Genomic DNA, 18,201 nt, shown 5'->3' on the forward strand with positions numbered 1-18,201 from the left:
CGCGTTTCACGGCATGCCGGCGCCCCTCGCGATCCGGCCGCACGTCAGCCGAGCGAATCGTGCAGCCGCTTCATTTCCTTCTCGAGCCAGCCGATCAGGCTGAACCCCGCGTGCGCCTTCTCGACCGGCGGAATCATCATCCGCTCCTCGGTCGCGATATGGTCGGTGAGCGACTCGCACATCAGCCTGCCGAGCGCCGGCTTCCTCGCGATCAGTGCCGACAGATCCTCGCTGCGAAGCTGATGCACGGTCATCGCGGTCACCGCGTGAACGGTCGCATGCAGCCGCGTGCCGGCGAGCACGACGGACTGCCCGATCGCATCGCCCGGCGCCATCCGCCGGACTTCGACATCGCCGGACGCACCCGGCACGAACACCGCCGCGACGCCCGATTCGACGATCGTCAGCACGCGCGATTCCGCATTCGACGCATAGATCACGTCGCCCTTGCCGAACGAACGCGCGACCAGCGCATCGGCCAGCACGGCCAGATCGTCGTCGTCCACGCGCGCGAACAATTCGACCGCGCGCAACAGCAGTAGCCGACGCGATACCGGCTGCCCTGGCGAGGTCGATACGGACGCCGGCGCTGAGCCTGCTAGCGGCCGCCACGCGACGCCCGCCGCGGCCAGATGCCGATGCGCGAGATCGTAGAGCGCGTTGCGCACGGTGATTTTCTTCTGCAGCGCGTCGACGTAGCAGACGAGTTCGTACTGGATCGCATTCGCGCGGAACGCCTTCACGACCGCGATCGGCGCGGGGCGCGCGAGCACGTCGAGCGAACTCGCCGCGGCCCGCTCCAGCGCACCGACGGCCACCGCCGGCCGCACCGCGGGATCGAGGTCGAGCGCGAGCGTCACGCCGTGCAGGGCCGCGGGTTCGCTGAGATTCACGATCGTCGCGCGCGCCGCGGTGCTGTTCGGCACGACGACCAGGTTGCCGAGGTTGTCGATCAGCTTCGTCGCACGCCAGTTGCTCTCGACGATGCGCCCTTCGAGCTCGCCGATCGAGACGGTATCGTCGAGCCGGAACGGTTGCGTGGTATTCAGCACGAGCCCGGAGAACACGTCGTTCAGCGTGTTCTGGAGCGCGAGGCCGAGTATCACCGCCACGGCGCCGGAGGTCGCGACCAGGCCGCTCAACGGCAGGCCGAGCACGTAGCCGAGCGCGGCCACCGCGGCCGCGCCGAACACGATGGCTTCGGCGATGTCATGAAACAGCCGCTGATTGCGCCACGCATGCGGCAGCAGCAGATGGTTGAGCAGCAGGCTGAACACGATCGCGCACTGGAGCCACCACGCGATGCAGACGGCCTGGACCACGATCCGGTCGAGCCCGCCGAGCGACGCGGGCACGGCGAGCGGGCTTACGCCGGTCGCGAACAGCACGGCGGTCAACGCGGCGAACGCCGCACAGCGCCGGATGGCGCGCGCCACGGCGCGATCGCGCCCGACCAGCCGCCACGCGGCGAGATCGGCCAGCACGATCGGCGCGCCGTAGAGCGCCGTATCGGAGAAATTCAACATGTCGGAGCGTACGCGCGGCGCGCGAAAGGATGGGCGCGGCAGCACGTACGTCGCCGCGCGGACGGAATCGTCGGGCACATGGCGTGCGGGCCGCCGACGCGCTGGCTGCGGCTAGGCGCGCCGGCGCATGACGCCCGGCAGCGGCAACACGTAGCGGCCGGCGCCCGCGATCGCGATCGTACCGAACAGGATCAGCAGCATCCACGCGAACTGCGCATCGCGCAGCGGCCAGTCGGGGTGGACGAACACCAGCGCGACGAGCGTGACGATCATCACCGGCAGCGCCGCCAGCCTCGGGTACAGACCGACGATCATGAAGACCGGGCACACGACCTCCGCGAAGATCGCGAACAGGATCGACAGCGTGCGGCCGAGATGGAACGGATCTTCGATGGCCGCGGCTTCGGCCGTGTAATGCACGATCTTCGGCAAGCCGTGCACGACGAGCAACAGCACGCTGGCGGCGACGCGCAGGAACAGCAGGCCGAGATCGGTCGCGTGCCGGGAAAGGTCGGGTTGGTCAGGTTTCATGCGCGGTTCGTCGGTTGAGCGGGATGCACGGCGACGCGTGCACCGGGCGTTTCGCCGCGCCGGCGTTCAGCGGGATCGCGCGACGTCGGCGAGCGCACGTGGTCGATGCGCACGCGTGCCGACGGGGTGTCGGCACGCGCCGTTCACGCAATCTACGCGCGCCGCCCGCCGCCGCCCTGTATCCGGGCTGAATCGTTCTGAAATACGGGAGACGCGCACGAAGCCGGCGTCACGACTCGCGCGACGGCAGTTCGGCCTCGGCCGCATCGAATCCGAGTGCATGCACCTCCGACCACGCATCGTGCACGACCTGCGTCGACCCTGCGGTATGCGCGAGCGCCGCCGCATACGCAGCCAGCACCCGCACGCGCGCATCGTCGGACACCCCGGTTGCATCCGCGTCGCGCATCGCATCGAGCGCGACGCGCGCGCGCTCGCGACATTCGTCGACGAGCGACAGATCGAACAGGCACGGCACCGCGACGGCCGTAAGCGCGATGCCGAGCGCCGCGTCGCCCTGCGCCGAAAATGCCCAGTCGAGCGCGGCACGCAGATTGCCGAGCTCGCGCCGGACCGCATCCAGCCGGGTCGCGCCCTCCGGCCCGCTGCCCGGCGCGTCGCCATCGTGGGCCGCGCGCCGGAACAACGCGAGGAAGTAGGTCGCGTGCGCGCGCGCCGCGGCCGCGCCCTCGCCGTGACTGTCGAGCTGCTGTTGCGCGTAGGCCCGCGTGGTCGTCAGCAGCCGGTAGCGCGGCACGCCGTGCGCGGTTTCGAGGATCACCAGCGATTTCGACACGAGGCCGGCGATCGTATCGAGCAGATCGGCGCCGGCCAGCCCGTTGGCGCCGACGACCTCGCGCACGGCCTCGATCGAGAAACCGTCGCGAAACACGCCGAGCCATCGCAGCAGCAGGCGCTCAGCGTCTCCGAGCAACCGGTAGCTCCAGTCGTACATCGCCTGCAGCGTCTGGTGGCGCGGCAACGCGGTGCGAAAACCGCCGGTCAGCAGCCGAAAGTGATCGTCGAGATGGGCGGCCAGCACGTCGATGCCCAGCACGGCGGCGCGGGCCGCCGCCAGCTCGATCGCGAGCGGCAGGCCGTCGAGCCGACGGCAGACCGACGCCATCAACGCCAGGCTGCGCGCGTCGAGCGGAAAACGCGGATCGGCCGCGCGGGCCCGCGCCGCGAACAACTGCACCGCGCTGGCATTCATCGCCTCGCGATCACCGGCACCTTCGTCGGGGACGTCGAGCGGCGGCACCGGGCACACGCGCTCGCCGTGGATGCGCAGCGATTCGCGGCTCGTCGCGAGCACGCACAGCCCGTCGTCCGCATCGGTGAGCGCGCTCGCGATTTGCGCGGCGGCGTCGAGCAGGTGCTCGCAATTGTCGAGCACGAGCAGCATCCGGCGACGTGCGACGCTGGCGAGCACCGCTTCGAGGGTCAGCGACCCGGTCGGCTGCGTGATGCCGAACGCGCCGGCCAGCGCGTCCGGCACGAAGCGCGGACACGCGACGGTCGCGAGCGAAACGAATACGGTGCCTTCCGGAAAGCGTGCGTCGGCGCGCGCCGCCGCTTCGATCGCGACGCGCGTCTTGCCGATGCCGCCCGCGCCGACCAGCGTCACGACGCGCGCGCCCTGCAGCGCGGCCAGCACGTCGGCGACCGTCTGTTCGCGGCCGAACAGCGTGCTCGGCGCCGCGGACGGCCGCCACGTCGCGGGACGCACGGGCGCATCGCCGTCGTCCTGCCCGGCGACCAGCCGATAGCCTCGGCCCGGCACCGTCACGATCAGGTTGCGGTCGCCGGCCAGCGCCTTGCGCAGCGACGCGATGTGCACCTGCAGGTTGTTTTCCTCCACCACGGTGTGCGGCCATACGCGCTGCATGATGTCGTCTTTCGATACCAGCGCACCGTTCGCCCGAATCAACAGCTCGAGAATTTCGAATGCGCGGCTGCCGATGCGCAGCAGCTTGCCGTTCGAACGAATTTCACGTCTGTCGAGAAAAACGTGAAGTGTTCCAATCCGGATCATGAGAATTTCTTGAGGGTGACATTCAACGGCGCCCCACTGAAATCGGGTGCCGGTTCCGCATCAATGCTACGGTATTTGCATGGTCGAATGATTCAAATTATCAGAATGAACGGCTCGAATTTTTTGAAATGACGAAAAATACCGCCGCGCGGCGCTGTTTGCGCCCGAGCACCGCCCGGGCACCGAAATACGGCGAGGCCACGCACGTTTCACGTGCAAATCGTGCATGCGTCCATGAATTCGATTTCGATATATCAGACGAAATGTTTTTCGCGCGGAGAAATACGGCGCATTTTCTTTTCGATTCGCACGGCCGGTTTATTTTCGGGCGCCTCTATCGTGCCGGCCGAATATCCGTCGGCTCATTTGCGTGCGCTTCCGGCGCGCTGCGCCATGCGAAACGGGCGGCGCGTGCCCCGCGCCGCCGCCGGTCGGCGTCGCGGAGCTCAGTCCTGCGCGAACGCCAGCAATTCGTCGTTCAGCCGGGCCGCATGCGTCAGGTACAGCGCATGCGGGCCGCCTTCATAGACGCTCAGCGTCGCATTCGGCACGCGTTTCGCGGTCGCGGCGCCGGTCAGCGCGAGCGGCGCCGTCTGGTCGTCGTCGCCGTGAATCACGCGCGTCGGCACGTCGAACCGTTGCAGGTCGGCACGGAAATCGGTTTCGGAAAATGCGCGAACGCACTCGAGCGTGCCCTTCAGCCCGCCCTGCAACGCCATCACCGAGGTCCAGCCGAGCGCCGCTCGCGACACCGTCGAACCGTCGCGGTTCGAACCGGTAAAGAGCGGCCAGAAGCCGTCGAAGAACGCCGCGCGATCGGCCACGATACCCGCGCGAATGCCGTCGAATACCGCGACGTCCACGCCTTCCGGATGATCGTCGCGGCGCGCGACGAGCGGCGTCACGGAGCCGATCAGCACCGCCTTCGCGATGCGGCGCGTGCCGTGCCGGCCGATGTAGCGCGCCACCTCGCCGCCGCCCATCGAAAAGCCGACGAGCGTCACGTCATGCAGGTCGAGCGTCTCGAGCAGCGTCGCGAGATCGTCGGCCAGCGTGTCGTAGTCGTAGCCGCTCCACGGTTGATCGGACCGCCCGAAGCCGCGCCGGTCGTACGCGATGCCGCGCAGGCCGTGCGACGCCAGATGATGCATCTGCACGTCCCACATGTCGGCATTCAGCGGCCAGCCGTGAATGAACACGACCGGGCGGCCGCTGCCCCAGTCCTTGTAGTGGATCGACACGCCGTCGCGGGTGGTGAACGTGCTCATGAAGGTTCCTTTCGAGTAGGGAGGCCGCGCCCACGGACGCGGCCGAAGCGTGCGGCGCGGCGCGTCATGCCCGGGACTGCCGGGCGACGAACTGCTCGAGCGCCGTCGCGAGCACCATCTCGCGGCAGTTCGCGGGGCGTTTCTCGCCGCGCCACTGGGGTTTGTAGATCGCGTCGCCGACCCGGATCGGTTGCCCGGTGAGCGCGCAGCGCGCCAGCCGGCGCGCCTTCGCGCTGATCCAGCGTTGTTCGTCGTAGCGGCAGCGCGTCGGATCGCTCCACGACACCAGCATCGACGAATCGGTCTGCCGCTCGACGGCGACGATCGCGCTGCGGCGGCGCACGTCGCCGCTCGACGGCACCGGCGCATCGTCCCGATGCGGGCGACGCGAGCCGTCCGCCTCTCGCGTGCGCGGCAGCGGCGGCATCCGGACGCCCGTGGCAGATAGCGGTCCGAGCGACGTGATCATGTGCTCCCAGCGATTGAAGGCGTCCATGGCGGCTTATCCAGGCAGGTGACGGGCGGCGCGGGCCGGTCGGCCCCGTTCGCGTGGCGCGCGACGTGTGCCGATGACCCGATGCTGACGATAGCCGCCGTTCGCTGAAGAGTCCCGGTCGCGGCCTTAATTTTTCTGCAGTGCGGCAAATCCGTTGGCGGCGCCGCGGCGTTCAAGAGAATTCAGCCGGATTTCAGTACGGCGCGCACCGCGCCGGATTACGCTCCCGACGGCATTCGTTCGTCCGCGCGCCACCATCGACGCGCGACGGCGCACGCCGGCCGGCTGCCGGGCGGGATGGCCGCGACCAGCCGCCACCGATCCACCATCCCGTGCGGCCTCGCCGCCGCATACCTCAGGAGTCCAGATGCATCCCGAACAGACCGACGCCGTTTCGTCGGCCCGCCGCCGCGACATGCTGCTCGCCGGCGCGACGGCCGTTGCCGCAGCCGCGCTGCCCGCCATGGCGGCCGCGGCCGGCACGCCGTCCCACAGCCCCTCTTCGGCCCACTCAGGAGCGCACACGATGAACACGATCACCACCAAGGACGGCACGCAGATCTACTTCAAGGATTGGGGCAGCGGCCGCCCGGTCGTGTTCTCGCACGGCTGGCCGCTGTGCGCGGACGCGTGGGACGCGCAGATGCTGTTCCTCGTGCAGCACGGCTATCGCGTGATCGCGCACGACCGCCGCGGCCACGGCCGTTCGGGCCAGCCGTCGCGCGGCAACGACATGAACACGTATGCGGACGATCTCGCCGCGCTGCTCGACGCGCTCGACGTGCGCGAAGCCGCGCTCGTCGGCCACTCCACCGGCGGCGGCGAAGTTACGCGCTACATCGGCCGCCATGGCACGAAGCGCGTGGCGAAGGCGGTGCTGATCGGCGCGGTGCCGCCGCAGATGGTGAAGTCGCCGACCAATCCCGGCGGCTTGCCGATGGAAGTATTCGACGGCATCCGCAAGAACGTCGCGGAGAACCGCTCGCAGTTCTACAAGGATCTCGCCGTGCCATTCTTCGGCTTCAACCGGCCGAACGCGAAGGTGTCGCAGGGCACCATCGACGCATTCTGGTCGCAGGGCATGATGGGCGGCATCCACGGCCAGTACCTGTGCGTGAAGGAGTTCTCGGAAGTCGACTACACCGACGACCTGAAGAAGATCGACGTGCCGACGCTCGTGCTGCACGGCGACGACGACCAGATCGTGCCGATCGACGATTCGGCCCGGCTGTCGTCGAAGATCGTGAAGCACGCGGTGCTGAAGGTGATCGAAGGCGGCTCGCACGGCATGTGCGTCGTGAACGCCGATCGCATCAACGCCGAGCTGCTTGCGTTCCTGCAGGCGTAAGCACGCGGTCCGTCGCGGCGGCGCGCATGCCGCCGCGACGGACGCGCCGTTCAGGACTTTTCAGGAAATTTCAGGCCGCCCGGTGCCACACTTACGGCGCCCGCACCGGGCGCAGCAGGATGCCGAGCAGCGCGCCGGCGAGCGCGAATGCCATCGCCACCCGGAAGTTGTCGGCCAGCGCGAGCGTCGTGGCCTGCACGCGCACCGCGCGATCGACGAGCGCATAGGCCGCCTGGTTGCCGGTCGCGAACGTGGCGCCATGCGCGACCAGCGACGCCGCGCCGGCCCGCAGCCGTTCGAGCGTTTCGGGATCCGACAGCGACACATGCAGACCGACGAGATTCGAATGGGTAGCCTCCCTGATCCGCTGAATCACCGCGATCGACGTCGTGCCGAGCTGCCCGCTCAGCAGGCGCGTCGCCTGCACGACCGCGCCGAACGTCAACGCGTGCTCGGCCGTCACGTGCTTGCCGAAGAAGAAGATGACCGACGTGAGCGCCATCGTCTGACCGAGCGCCTGCAGCAGCTGCGACGGAATGAAGTCGGGCTCGGCCCACACCGGCGTGAGCCGCGAGCCGAGCGCGAACGCGATCGCCACCATCGCGAAGCCGGCGACGATCAGCCGGCGCGGATCGACCCGCTGCAGCAGCAGCGCGACGCACGGCGCGAACAGCAGTTGCGGGATCGCGATCCAGCGCAGCGTGTCGCCGATCTGCAGCGGGCGCAGCCCGTACGTGCTCGCGAGGAACAGCGACGGGATGAAGCTCGTGTTGAGCACGGTGAAACGCACGAGGCCGACGAGCACGATCAGCAGCGCGATGTTGGGCCGCGCGAGGTAGCCGAGATCCAACCCGGCGCGCGGCGACGCGAGTTCGTGGATCAGGAACGCGGCGATCATCAGGATGCCCGCGGCCAGCAACGCGACGATCAGCGGCGACTGCAGCCAGAACAGCCGCTCGCCCTGGTCGAGCGCGATGCACAGGCACGCGAACCCGCCCGCGCCGAGCAGCATCCCGCGCGCATCGATGCCCGACGCGAAGCGCTTGATCGGCTCGTCGGCGAGCGACAGCATCAGGCATGCGATGAACGGCACGGTCAGCGCCGCGTTCTGCCAGAACAGCCAGCGCCAGCTCAAATGTTCGCTGTACCAGCCTTCGAGCGTGGCCGACAGGTTCAGCGACATCTCGAGATTCATCGCATACGCGGCGATGCCGAACGGAATCAGCCGCGGCGGCAGCGTGCGCACGACGAAGCCGACCGTCAGCGGCACGAACACGCCGGACGCGAGCCCCGCGATCGCCTGGCACACGATGAACGCGCCGAATTGCGTGCACAGCGGCAGCACGGTTTCCGCGCCGAGAAACACCACGGCGCCCGCGACCAGCACGCGGCGCGTGCCGAACATGAAGGCCGCCGCGATCGCGAGCGGCCCGACGAACATCTGCGACGCGGTGAACGCGGTGTTGATCCACGCGCCTTCGTCGAAGCCGATCCCGAGCGCGCCGCGCACGTCGGCCAGCCCGAGCGACGTGATGCGCGACGTCAGCGTCGCGATGATCGCGCCGAGCAGCACGGCCGCGATCGCGGCGATCGACCGAAACGTCGGGATGTCGGAGGCCGGGCCTGCGGCCGGCGCCGGCACGGCACTGCCGGTGGCGAACGTCGTGTTCATCGTCGAGCGGCTCCCGCCTGTCAAGCTGGCGCAAGCATAACGCGGTGCGTCAAATCCTGCCCGTACGATGGAGTTTGCCGATCATGACCCCACCCACCCCCGCGCCATCGCCCGCTGCGCCCGCGCGTTCCCGGCGACTGGCCGTCGTCGCGATCGCCGTGATCGCGCTACTGCTGGTCGCACTGCTCGTGTACGAGTTCTACGCACGCGATCGCGGCACCGACGACGCGTACGTGACCGGCCATCTGCACGTGATCTCGCCGCGCGTCGCCGGCACGGTCGAGCATGTGCTCGTCGACGACAACCAGTTCGTGCATGCGGGCGACGCGCTCGTGCAGATCGACCGGCGCGACTTCGACGTGCGCGTCGCGGCGCAGCGCGCCCGCGTCGCCCAGGCGCATGCCGATGCGAGCCGCGCACGCGCGCTGATCGAGCAGGCGGACGCGGCGCTCGTGTCGGCGCACGCCGATGCCGAAAAGGCCGAACTCGATTACGCCCGTGCACGCGAACTGACTCGCGAGACGCCGCGCGGCCTGTCGAAGCAGGAGTTCGATGCGGCCGACGCCGCCCGCAAGTCGGCCCGCGCGCGCGTCGCGGCGGCCGATGCGCAACGGCGCAGCGCGCTCGCCGCCGCTCAGGCCGCCGAGGCCGCGTCGAGCCAGAACGACGCCGAGTTGCGCGACGCGCTGCTGCAACTCGGCTACACGGCGGTCGTCGCGCCGTCGGACGGCTACGTCGGCAAGAAGACCGTCGAGACCGGCGAGCATGTCGCGCCCGGCCAGGCGCTGCTCACGCTGGTCGAGCCGCATCCGTGGATCGTCGCCAATTTCCGCGAGACGCAGCTACGGCACGTGCGCGCCGGCGACGCCGTGCAACTGCGCTTCGATGCGCTGCCGGAGCGCGCGTTCAGCGGCCGCATCGACAGCCTGTCGCCCGCGACCGGCGCGCAGTTCGCGCTGCTGCCGCCCGACAACGCGACCGGCAATTTCACGAAGGTCACGCAGCGCGTGCCCGTGAAGATCCTGCTCGACGGCCCCGCCGCGACGGAGCCGCGCATCCGGCCCGGGCTGTCGGTCGTCGTCACACTGCAACCCGGCAGCGAATCGCGATGACGCGCGTCTTCGCCCTGCTCGCCGCGAGCCTGCTGGCCGCGTGCTCGATCGCGCCGCAGCCGCTCGCGCCCGTCCCGGTCGAAACCGACCGGTTCCGTCATGCCGATCCGGCGACCGATGCGCACGCACCGTCGCTCGCCGCGTGGCCGGCGTGGTTCGGTGACTCGCAACTCGGCCGCCTCGTCGACGCCGCACTCGCGCACAACCTCGACATCCGCGCGGCGGCCGCGCGCGTCGACCAGGCGCAGGCGCTGCTCGGCGTGCGCGAAGCCGCGCTGGCGCCGACCGTGCGCGTCGACCCGTCGTTCAGCCGCACGCGGGTGTCCGGCACGGTCGACAACGCGCTGCCGAAGCGCACGATGCACAACTGGTCGGTGCCCGTCGCCGCGAGCTACGAAGTCGATCTATGGGGCCGCTTGCGCGGCGATGCCGACGTCGGCGAACAGAACCTGCTGCAGGCGGCGGCCGATCGCGATGCGGTGCGTCTGCGGGTGGCGACCGAAGTGGCCGTCGACTACCTGACGCTGCGCTACGTCGACGACGATCTCGTGACGCTCGTGCGCGCGATCGGGCTGCGGCGCACCGCGCTCGACGTGATCGCCGCCCGCGTGCGGGCCGGCGCGGCGAGCGATCTCGACGGGCTGCGCGCGTCGGCCGATCTCGATACCGCGCATGCCGATCTCGCGGAAAGCCGCCGGCTGCGCGAGAACCTCGTCGACGCCCTCGCGGTGCTGACCGGCGTGTCGCCGACCGCGTTCGACGTCGATACCGGCGCCGTGCCCGTGCAGGTGCCGGAGGTGCCGGCCGGATTGCCGTCCGCGCTGCTCGCCCAACGCCCGGACGTATTCGCGGCGGCACGGCGCGCCGATGCGGCGTCGCTCGAGCTGGGCATCGCGCGCACCGCGTGGCTGCCGACGCTGACGCTGACCGCCGACGGCGGTTTCGCCACCCGCGACCTGCGCTCGTTTCTCGACCGCAACAGCTCGCTGTGGAGTCTCGGCGCGAACGTCGCGCTGACGCTGTTCGACGGCGGCAAGCGCGATGCCGCGGTGGCCGCCGCGCGAGCCGGCACGAACGTCGCCGACGCCGACTATCGCGCGACCGCGATCGGTGCGTTGCGCGACGTGCAGGACGCGCTCAACGACATCGCCGCGCAAAAGGAACGGATCGTGCGCTACGACAGTGCGGCGCGCGCGACGGACGCGGCGGCGCGGCTATCGCTGAGCCGCTACGCGCACGGTTACGTCAGCTACCTGGAAGTGATCGACGCCGATCGCGACGCACTGAATGCGCGGCGCCAGCTGATTCACAGCCGGCAGGCGCTGGCCGTCGCGACGGTGAGCCTCGTGCGTGCGTTGGGCGGCGGGTGGACGCCGCCGGCGCACGCCGGCCGGGGCGGGTTGCGCGACGCGACGCAAGCCGACGCGCGATGAACGCATCGAACGGCCCGCGAGCGCGTCACGCGCGCGCGAGCCGATGCGCATCCTCGCCGAGAAACCGGTGCACGAAGGTCACGGCCATCGCGCCTTCGCCGACCGCCGACGCGACGCGCTTGACCGAGCCCGATCGCACGTCGCCGGCCGCGAACGATCCCGGCACGCTGGTTTCCAGGTGGTACGGCCGGCGCTCGAGCGGCCATACGCGCTCGAACGCCGGACAATCGTACAGATCGCCGCCGGTGACGAGATAACCGTCCGGATTGCGAATGATGTCGGTGTCCCTCGCCCAGTCGGTATTCGGCGCGCCGCCGATGCACACGAACAGGCGCGTGGCCGGCAGCCGTTCGCGCGTGCCGTCCGCCGAGCGAAGCTCGATCGCGTCGAGCCAGCCGTCGCCGTGCAGCGCGGCGACGCTCGACCGGTAGCGGACCTCGATGTTCGGCGTGCGTTCGATCCGGTCGATCAGGTAGCGCGACAGCGTGTCGGCGAGCGACGCGCCGCGCACGAGCATCGTCACCTGGCGCGCATGCCGGGAGAAATTCATCGCGGCCTGGCCGGCCGAATTGCCGCCGCCGACGATGAACACCTGCTCGCCCGCGCACATCGGCGCTTCGCTCGACCCCGCGCCGTAGAACAGCCCCGCGTTGAGAAACGCCGGTTCCTCCGGCAGCCCGAGGCTGCGATATTCGATGCCGGTCGCGCAGATGTTCGCGCGGGCGATCAGGATCGACCCGTCGGCGAGCTCGACGCGGATCTTGCCGTCGACGAACGTCGCATGCACGCCCTCGCGCATCGTCAGCAGCTCGACGCCGAACTTCACCGCCTGCTCGCGCGCGCGTTCGGCAAGCTCCGCGCCCGGGATGCCGTCGGGGAAGCCCATGTAGTTCTCGATCAGCGAACTCGTGCCGGCCTGCCCGCCGATCGCGCCGCGCTCGATCACGACCGCGCGCAGCCCTTCGGACGCCGCGTAGACCGCCGCCGACAGCCCGGCCGGTCCCGCGCCGTAGATCGACACGTCGTATTCGACGAAGCGCGGCCGCGCGACCCAGCCGAGCCGCGCGGCGATCTCGGCCAGCGTCGGCTGGTACAGGCGCGAGCCGTCCGGAAAGATCACGACCGGCAGCCGGATGTCGCGAAGCGGCGCGATGCCGAGCACCTGCGCGCAGTCAGCGTCCGACGTCAGCTCGCACCAGTCGTACGCGATCATGCGCCGCTGCAGGAAATCGCGGATCGCGTACGCGTCCCGGCTGCGCGGCAGGCCGACGATCCGCACGTGTTGCGGTTGCTCCATGAGCGCCTCCCGATGATGTCGATGTCGAATGCGGTCCGGCCGGTGCGGCGGTGCCGCGGCCGGACGCATCCGCGACTGTACGCCGCCGGCACGCGCCGCGCGGGCCGCTTCATGACAATTAAGGTCCGGCCGCGCCGCGACGCCGCACAATGTCGCGTATCCGTCCCGCTTGCGGCCTCGCGCCGGCCCGTCGCAAGCGTCGCTCCCGCGCCGGCATCGGAGCGCAAGATGGCCAACGCCTGTACGCATCTCGACGAAGCACGCGTGTTCGACACCGACAAGGACTACTGTGAGGAATGCATCAGATCGGGCAGCCGCTGGGTGCATTTGCGGATGTGCCTGATCTGCGGGCACGTCGGCTGCTGCGACTCGTCGCCGAATCGCCACGCGAGCCGGCATTTCCACGACACCGGCCACCGGCTCGTCCGCTCGATCGAGCCCGGCGAGCGCTGGATCTGGTGCTACGCGGACGAAGTCGTCGCGGGCGAGATTCCGTCGTGACGCGACGTGCGCGGTGGTCGTGACGTAACGCGCACGTCGTCCGCCCCGGCGCCGAGCCCCCGGCCGATCCGGGGCCGGACACCGTTCAGAACGTTTCAGCGCCGCTTCAGGCAAGGGTGGCGGCCTCTGCGTAGACTGCCGTTCATGAGCTGCCGCGCAGAACGGCACTTGCGCCCGTTATCGACTGCTGGAGTGACAACATGATCCCCGCCGCCAATCACCGCCGCTCGGCAACACGCTCGCGGCCGCATCGGACGACCCCGCACGGCCGACCCGCATCGTCCGGTGTCGCCGCGCCTCGCATCACTTGCGGCGCACCGCGTCGCATGGAGCGCGCATGAAGCACAAACGACTCTGGTTCGGCGCGGCCGGCATTGCGGTCGTCGGCCTCGCGGTCGCGATCGGCATCATGGTGCGGCCGTCGATCGCGCCGATCGATCCGCCCGCTCCCGCGTCGTTCGATCCGCAACTGGTGCGCGCCGGCGCGCGCGTCGTCGCGCTCGGCGACTGCATCGTGTGCCACACCGCGAAGGACGGCAAGCCGTTCGCGGGCGGGCTGCCGCTCGCGACGCCGTTCGGCACGATCTATGCAACCAACATCACGCCGGACGCCGAAACGGGGATCGGCCGCTGGTCGCGCGATGCGTTCGCCCGGGCGCTGCGCACCGGCATCGGCCGCAACGGCCAGCCGCTCTACCCGGCGTTTCCGTACATTCATTTCACGCGGATGTCGGACGACGACATCGCCGCCGCGTACGCGTACCTGATGACGCGTGAACCGGTCCACGCGACGGCGCCCGCCAACGACCTGATCTTTCCGCTGAACTTCCGCCCGCTGGTCGCGTTCTGGAACGTGCTGTTCCTGCGCGAAGGCGCGTATCAGCCGGACCCCGCGCAGTCCGCGCAATGGAACCGCGGCAGGATGCTCGTCGACGGGCTCGGCCACTGCGCGTCGTGCCATTCGCCGCTGAATGCGATCGGCGGCGAGCAGCGCGGCCGCGCATTCGACGGCGGCATCGTCGACGGCTGGGAAGCGCCACCGCTCAATGCGCTCGGCCAGGCCGCGCGGCCGTGGACGCAGGCGCAGCTCGTCACCTACCTGCGTACCGGCCGCGCGAGCGAGCACGGCGCGGCGGCCGGGCCGATGCTGCCGGTCACGCGCGACCTCGCGACGGTGCCGGTGGAGGACGTCGAGGCGATCGCCACTTACATCCTGTCGATCCAGAAGCCGGCGAATGCGCGTGCGGCCGCCGCCGCGAAGCCGGTCGAACGCGCCGCGACGACGCCGGCCGCGCAACGCGGCGCGACGCTGTTCCAGGCGTCGTGCGCGCAGTGCCACGGGCCGGCCGCGCCGATGCAGTCGATCGGCGAGCGGCCGACGCTTTCGTTCAGCACGGCGGTCAACGCCGATACGCCGCGCAACGCGATCCAGATGATGTTCAACGGCATCGGCTGGCACGGCGAGGACACGCTCAACTACATGCCGTCGTTCATCGACCAGTACGACGACGCGCAGATCGCCGATCTCGCCGCGTACGTGCGCGAGACCTATACCGATCGTCCCGCATGGCCGGGCGTCGACGCGATGGCCGCAAAGCTCAGAAAAGAGGACACCGCACGATGATTACCCTCACCGTCAACGGCGTGCGGCACACGCTGGACATCGATCCGTCCACGCCGCTGCTGTACGCGCTGCGCAACGACCTGCACCTGCACGGCGCGAAGTTCGGCTGCGGCCTCGGCCAATGCGGCGCCTGCACCGTGATCGTCGACGGCAAGCCGACCTTCTCGTGCCTGATGCCGGTGGCCGCGGTCGGTGCGCGCAGCGTGCGCACCATCGAAAGCCTCGGCACCGCCGAGCATCCGGGCCCGCTGCAACGCGCGTTCATCGAGCACCAGGCCGCGCAGTGCGGCTACTGCATCGCCGGAATGATCATGCGCGCGCAGGCGCTGCTCGAACGCAATCCGAAGCCGACCGAACAGGAACTGCGCACGCACATGGAACCGAATCTGTGCCGCTGCGGCACGCACATGCGGATTCTCGCGGCGGTGCGCTCGGTCGCGGGGCTGCCGGCTCCCGAACCGGCTTCCGCTCCCGTCACGATCAGCAAGGGGCTGTGATGAATTCCCACGACGACATCGACGAAGGCCGCCGGCATTTCATCGTCTCCGGCGCGCTGTTCGTCACGTTCAGTCTCGCGCCCGCGTCGCGCGCGGCCGCGCAGCTGGTGATCGCCGACGAAGGTGCGGCCGTGCACGTGGCGAAGGCCACCCAGGCGCTCGCGGGCAGCCTGAAGACCAATCCGCTGCTCGACGCGTGGGTCAAGATCGCGCCCGACGGCAAGGTCACCGTGTTTACCGGCAAGGTCGAGCTCGGCACCGGCGTGCGCACCGCACTGCTGCAGGTGGCCGCCGAGGAACTCGACATGAAGCCGTCGCTGATCACGTTCCTGACCGCCGACACCGGCGCGTCGCCGGACGAAGGATTGACCGCCGGCAGCCATACGATGGCCGACAGCGGCTCCGCGCTGCTGAACGCGACCGCGCAGGTGCGCGCGCTGCTGGTGGAAGGCGCGGCGAAACGCTTCGGCGTCGATCCGGGCGTGCTGACGACCGCCGACGCGGTGATCAAGGCGCCCGACGGCCGCACGATGACCTACGGCGACGCGATCCGCACGGTCGACCTGCATCGCAATGCCGCGCCCACGTCGCCGCTGAAGAACCCGGCGACGTTCGCCGTGATCGGCACGTCGCTGCCGCGCGTCGACATCCCGAACAAGGTCACGGGCGGCGTCAGCTACGTGCAGGACATGCAGCTGCCCGGCATGCTGCACGCACGTGTCGTGATGCCGCCGGTGTACGACGCGACGCTGCTGTCGTTCGACGAAGCCGCGATCCTGAAGCTGCCCGGCGTCGTGCGGATCGTGCGCAACGGCAGCATGCTCGCGGTGGTCGCGCAGGGCGAGTGGCAGGCGGTGGTCGCGCAGCGCGCGCTCGCCGCCGGCTGCCGCTGGTCGCCGGGCCGCAAGCTGCCTGAGCGCGGCACCGTGCACGCGGACCTGAAACGGATCTCGACGCAGCGCATCGAGATAGCGAACACGCATGCGGCCACCGCGCCGGCCGTGAAGACGCTGAATGCGACGTTCCTGAAGAACTACCTGCTGCACGGGTCGATCGGGCCGTCGTGTTCGGTCGCGCATCTCGAGAACGGGATGATGACGGTGTGGACCCACTCGCAGGGCGTCTACCCGCTGCGCGACGCGCTCGCGGAGATGCTGTCGATGCCGAAGGCGAGCGTGCGCTGCATTCACACCGAAGGCTCCGGCTGCTACGGCCACAACGCGGCGGACGACGCGGCCGCGCACGCCGCGCTGATCGCCGCTGCGATGCCGGGCAAGCCGATTCGCGTGCAATGGATGCGCGAACAGGAACACACGTGGGATCACTTCACACCCGCGATGGTGACCGAGGTCAGCGCGTCGCTCGATGCGGGCGGCCGCATCGTCGACTGGAACTATGCGTTGTGGAGCAGTTCGCACAACGAGCGGATCGTCAACGCCGGCCGGCTGCTGCCCGCGCGCATGCTCGAGCCGCCGTTCGTGCCCGCGCCGTCGACGCCGATGCTGCAACCGGAGGGCGGCGGCGACCGCAACGCGATTCCGCTGTACGCGCTGCCGAACCAGCACATCGTCAACAACTTCTCGCCGACGATGCCGCTGCAGACGTCCGCGATGCGTTCGCTCGGCGCGCACACGAACATCTGGGCGATCGAGAGCTTCATGGACGAGCTCGCGCGCGCGGCCGGCGTCGATCCGGTCGAATTCCGGCTGCGTCACATGGAAGACCATCGCGCGCGGCAGGTGATCCAGCTCGCCGCGAAGCACTTCGGCTGGCCGCGGCCGCCGCGCGCGCGCAATCGCGGCGTCGGCTTCGCGTTCGGCAAGTACAAGAACCTGATGGCCTACGTCGCGATCGCGGTCGAGGTGTCGGTCGTGCCGGAAACCGGCCAGGTGACGCTCGAACACGCGGAAGCCGCCGTCGACGCGGGCCAGATCGTGTCGCCGGACGGCATCCGCAACCAGATCGAGGGCGGCATCGTGCAGGCCGCGAGCTGGACGCTGTACGAAGCGCTGAAGTACGACACGGAACGGATTCGCAGCTTCGACTGGAGCAGCTATCCGATCCTGCGCTTCTCGGCCGTGCCGCAGAACGTGAAGGTCCATCTGGTCAATCGCCCCGGCGCGCCGTTTCTCGGCGCGGCCGAGGCGTCGATGGGGCCGACCGCCGGCGCGCTGGCCAACGCGATCTTCGACGCGACCGGGCAGCGCATGCGCGAAATGCCGTTCGCCGGCGACGCGCTGAGAAAGCGCATCGACGCCTAGCGGGTCGGTCACCCCGCTACGCGACACCCTATATCCGACATGAGACAAGACGGCGCCGGCACGCACCGGCGCCGCATGCCGACCGGCTGGAGAACTTCCGACGATGGATACCTTGCTTTCGATGCGCGTGTTCACGCGCATCGTCGAAACCGGCAGCTTCACGCGCGCTTCCGACACGACCGGCCTCACCACGCCGCGCGTGTCGGCGCTGCTGAGCGCACTCGAGCAGCATCTCGGCTGCCGGCTGCTGAACCGCACCACGCGGCGCATCTCGCTGACCGAGGACGGTCAGGCCTACTACGAACGTTCCGTCGCGGTGCTGCGCGAGATCGACGACATGGAGGCGTCGGTCTCGCAGGCCCGCAACGTGCCGCGCGGCCGGCTGAAGGTGAACCTGCCGCCCGCGATGGCGAAGCAGGTCGTGGTGCCCGCGCTGCCGGCGTTTCTCGACGCCCATCCGGACATCATGCTCGAACTCGGCGTGACCGACCGGCAGATCGACCTCGTCGGCGAAGGGGTCGACTGCGTGGTGCGCATCGGCGCGCTCGACGATTCGGGGATGATCGCGAAGCGGATCGGCAGCCTGACCACCTGCACGTG

At 69.8% G+C, this 18,201-nt stretch carries 16 protein-coding genes; 8 read left to right on the plus strand and 8 right to left on the minus strand.

The window, feature by feature from the left end; genetic code table 11:
* Positions 1 to 44: 44 nt before the first annotated feature.
* The 6 genes from AP428_RS34055 to AP428_RS37630 all read right to left on the minus strand — a co-directional run bounded on the left by AP428_RS34055 (position 45) and on the right by AP428_RS37630 (position 6,402).
* Positions 45 to 1,526, minus strand: a complete 1,482-nt coding sequence (locus AP428_RS34055) for a mechanosensitive ion channel family protein (RefSeq protein ID WP_011545658.1) — start codon at positions 1,524 to 1,526, stop codon at positions 45 to 47.
* A gap of 111 nt (positions 1,527 to 1,637) precedes the next feature.
* Complete coding sequence (locus AP428_RS34060; RefSeq protein WP_011545659.1) at positions 1,638 to 2,057, minus strand: DoxX family protein; 420 nt, start codon at positions 2,055 to 2,057, stop codon at positions 1,638 to 1,640.
* A 229-nt stretch (positions 2,058 to 2,286) separates the two neighbouring features.
* Positions 2,287 to 4,092 carry a winged helix-turn-helix domain-containing protein gene (locus tag AP428_RS34065; RefSeq protein ID WP_011545660.1) on the minus strand — a complete coding sequence of 602 codons (1,806 nt, stop codon included), beginning with the start codon at positions 4,090 to 4,092 and terminating at the stop codon, positions 2,287 to 2,289.
* Between the two features lie 446 nt (positions 4,093 to 4,538).
* Complete coding sequence (locus tag AP428_RS34070; RefSeq protein ID WP_011545661.1) at positions 4,539 to 5,360, minus strand: alpha/beta fold hydrolase; 822 nt, start codon at positions 5,358 to 5,360, stop codon at positions 4,539 to 4,541.
* Between the two features lie 64 nt (positions 5,361 to 5,424).
* Complete coding sequence (locus tag AP428_RS34075; protein WP_011545662.1) at positions 5,425 to 5,856, minus strand: DUF3331 domain-containing protein; 432 nt, start codon at positions 5,854 to 5,856, stop codon at positions 5,425 to 5,427.
* A gap of 126 nt (positions 5,857 to 5,982) precedes the next feature.
* Entirely contained in the window at positions 5,983 to 6,402 is a 420-nt protein-coding gene (locus tag AP428_RS37630) for a hypothetical protein (protein WP_226292202.1), read from the minus strand.
* Here AP428_RS37630 and AP428_RS34080 point away from each other — a divergent pair.
* Entirely contained in the window at positions 6,383 to 7,204 is an 822-nt protein-coding gene (locus AP428_RS34080; protein WP_226292203.1) for an alpha/beta fold hydrolase, read from the plus strand. The two genes, AP428_RS37630 and AP428_RS34080, sit on opposite strands and share 20 nt — an antisense overlap.
* A gap of 91 nt (positions 7,205 to 7,295) precedes the next feature.
* Here AP428_RS34080 and AP428_RS34085 read toward each other — a convergent pair whose 3' ends face one another.
* A complete protein-coding gene (locus tag AP428_RS34085) occupies positions 7,296 to 8,876 on the minus strand; it encodes an MFS transporter (protein WP_011545664.1) in 1,581 nt (526 codons plus the stop codon).
* 83 nt (positions 8,877 to 8,959) lie between these two features.
* Between AP428_RS34085 and AP428_RS34090 the strand changes: the two genes are divergently transcribed.
* Positions 8,960 to 9,988, plus strand: a complete 1,029-nt coding sequence (locus AP428_RS34090) for an HlyD family secretion protein (protein WP_011545665.1) — start codon at positions 8,960 to 8,962, stop codon at positions 9,986 to 9,988.
* The gene (locus tag AP428_RS34095) at positions 9,985 to 11,421 is read left to right on the plus strand and encodes an efflux transporter outer membrane subunit (RefSeq protein WP_011545666.1); all 1,437 of its coding nucleotides are present in this window, start codon (positions 9,985 to 9,987) and stop codon (positions 11,419 to 11,421) included. The genes AP428_RS34090 and AP428_RS34095 overlap by 4 nt, the downstream gene beginning before the upstream one ends.
* Before the next feature lie 25 nt (positions 11,422 to 11,446).
* Here AP428_RS34095 and AP428_RS34100 read toward each other — a convergent pair whose 3' ends face one another.
* Positions 11,447 to 12,718 carry an NAD(P)/FAD-dependent oxidoreductase gene (locus tag AP428_RS34100; RefSeq protein WP_041489211.1) on the minus strand — a complete coding sequence of 424 codons (1,272 nt, stop codon included), beginning with the start codon at positions 12,716 to 12,718 and terminating at the stop codon, positions 11,447 to 11,449.
* 228 nt (positions 12,719 to 12,946) lie between these two features.
* Between AP428_RS34100 and AP428_RS34105 the strand changes: the two genes are divergently transcribed.
* From AP428_RS34105 to AP428_RS34125, 5 genes are all read left to right on the plus strand, one after another.
* Complete coding sequence (locus tag AP428_RS34105) at positions 12,947 to 13,219, plus strand: UBP-type zinc finger domain-containing protein (RefSeq protein ID WP_041489316.1); 273 nt, start codon at positions 12,947 to 12,949, stop codon at positions 13,217 to 13,219.
* A gap of 337 nt (positions 13,220 to 13,556) precedes the next feature.
* Complete coding sequence (locus tag AP428_RS34110; protein WP_054928685.1) at positions 13,557 to 14,843, plus strand: cytochrome c; 1,287 nt, start codon at positions 13,557 to 13,559, stop codon at positions 14,841 to 14,843.
* A complete protein-coding gene (locus AP428_RS34115; protein ID WP_006498476.1) occupies positions 14,840 to 15,340 on the plus strand; it encodes a (2Fe-2S)-binding protein in 501 nt (166 codons plus the stop codon). The genes AP428_RS34110 and AP428_RS34115 overlap by 4 nt, the downstream gene beginning before the upstream one ends.
* The gene (locus AP428_RS34120; RefSeq protein ID WP_011545669.1) at positions 15,340 to 17,601 is read left to right on the plus strand and encodes a molybdopterin cofactor-binding domain-containing protein; all 2,262 of its coding nucleotides are present in this window, start codon (positions 15,340 to 15,342) and stop codon (positions 17,599 to 17,601) included. The genes AP428_RS34115 and AP428_RS34120 overlap by 1 nt, the downstream gene beginning before the upstream one ends.
* 103 nt (positions 17,602 to 17,704) lie before the next feature.
* Positions 17,705 to 18,201, plus strand: a 497-nt coding sequence (locus AP428_RS34125; protein ID WP_156349371.1) for a LysR family transcriptional regulator, incomplete at its 3' end; no start/stop codon positions are given.

This window comes from Burkholderia sp. E168m22 (assembly GCF_001319805.1).
Taxonomy (GTDB): domain Bacteria; phylum Pseudomonadota; class Gammaproteobacteria; order Burkholderiales; family Burkholderiaceae; genus Burkholderia; species Burkholderia orbicola.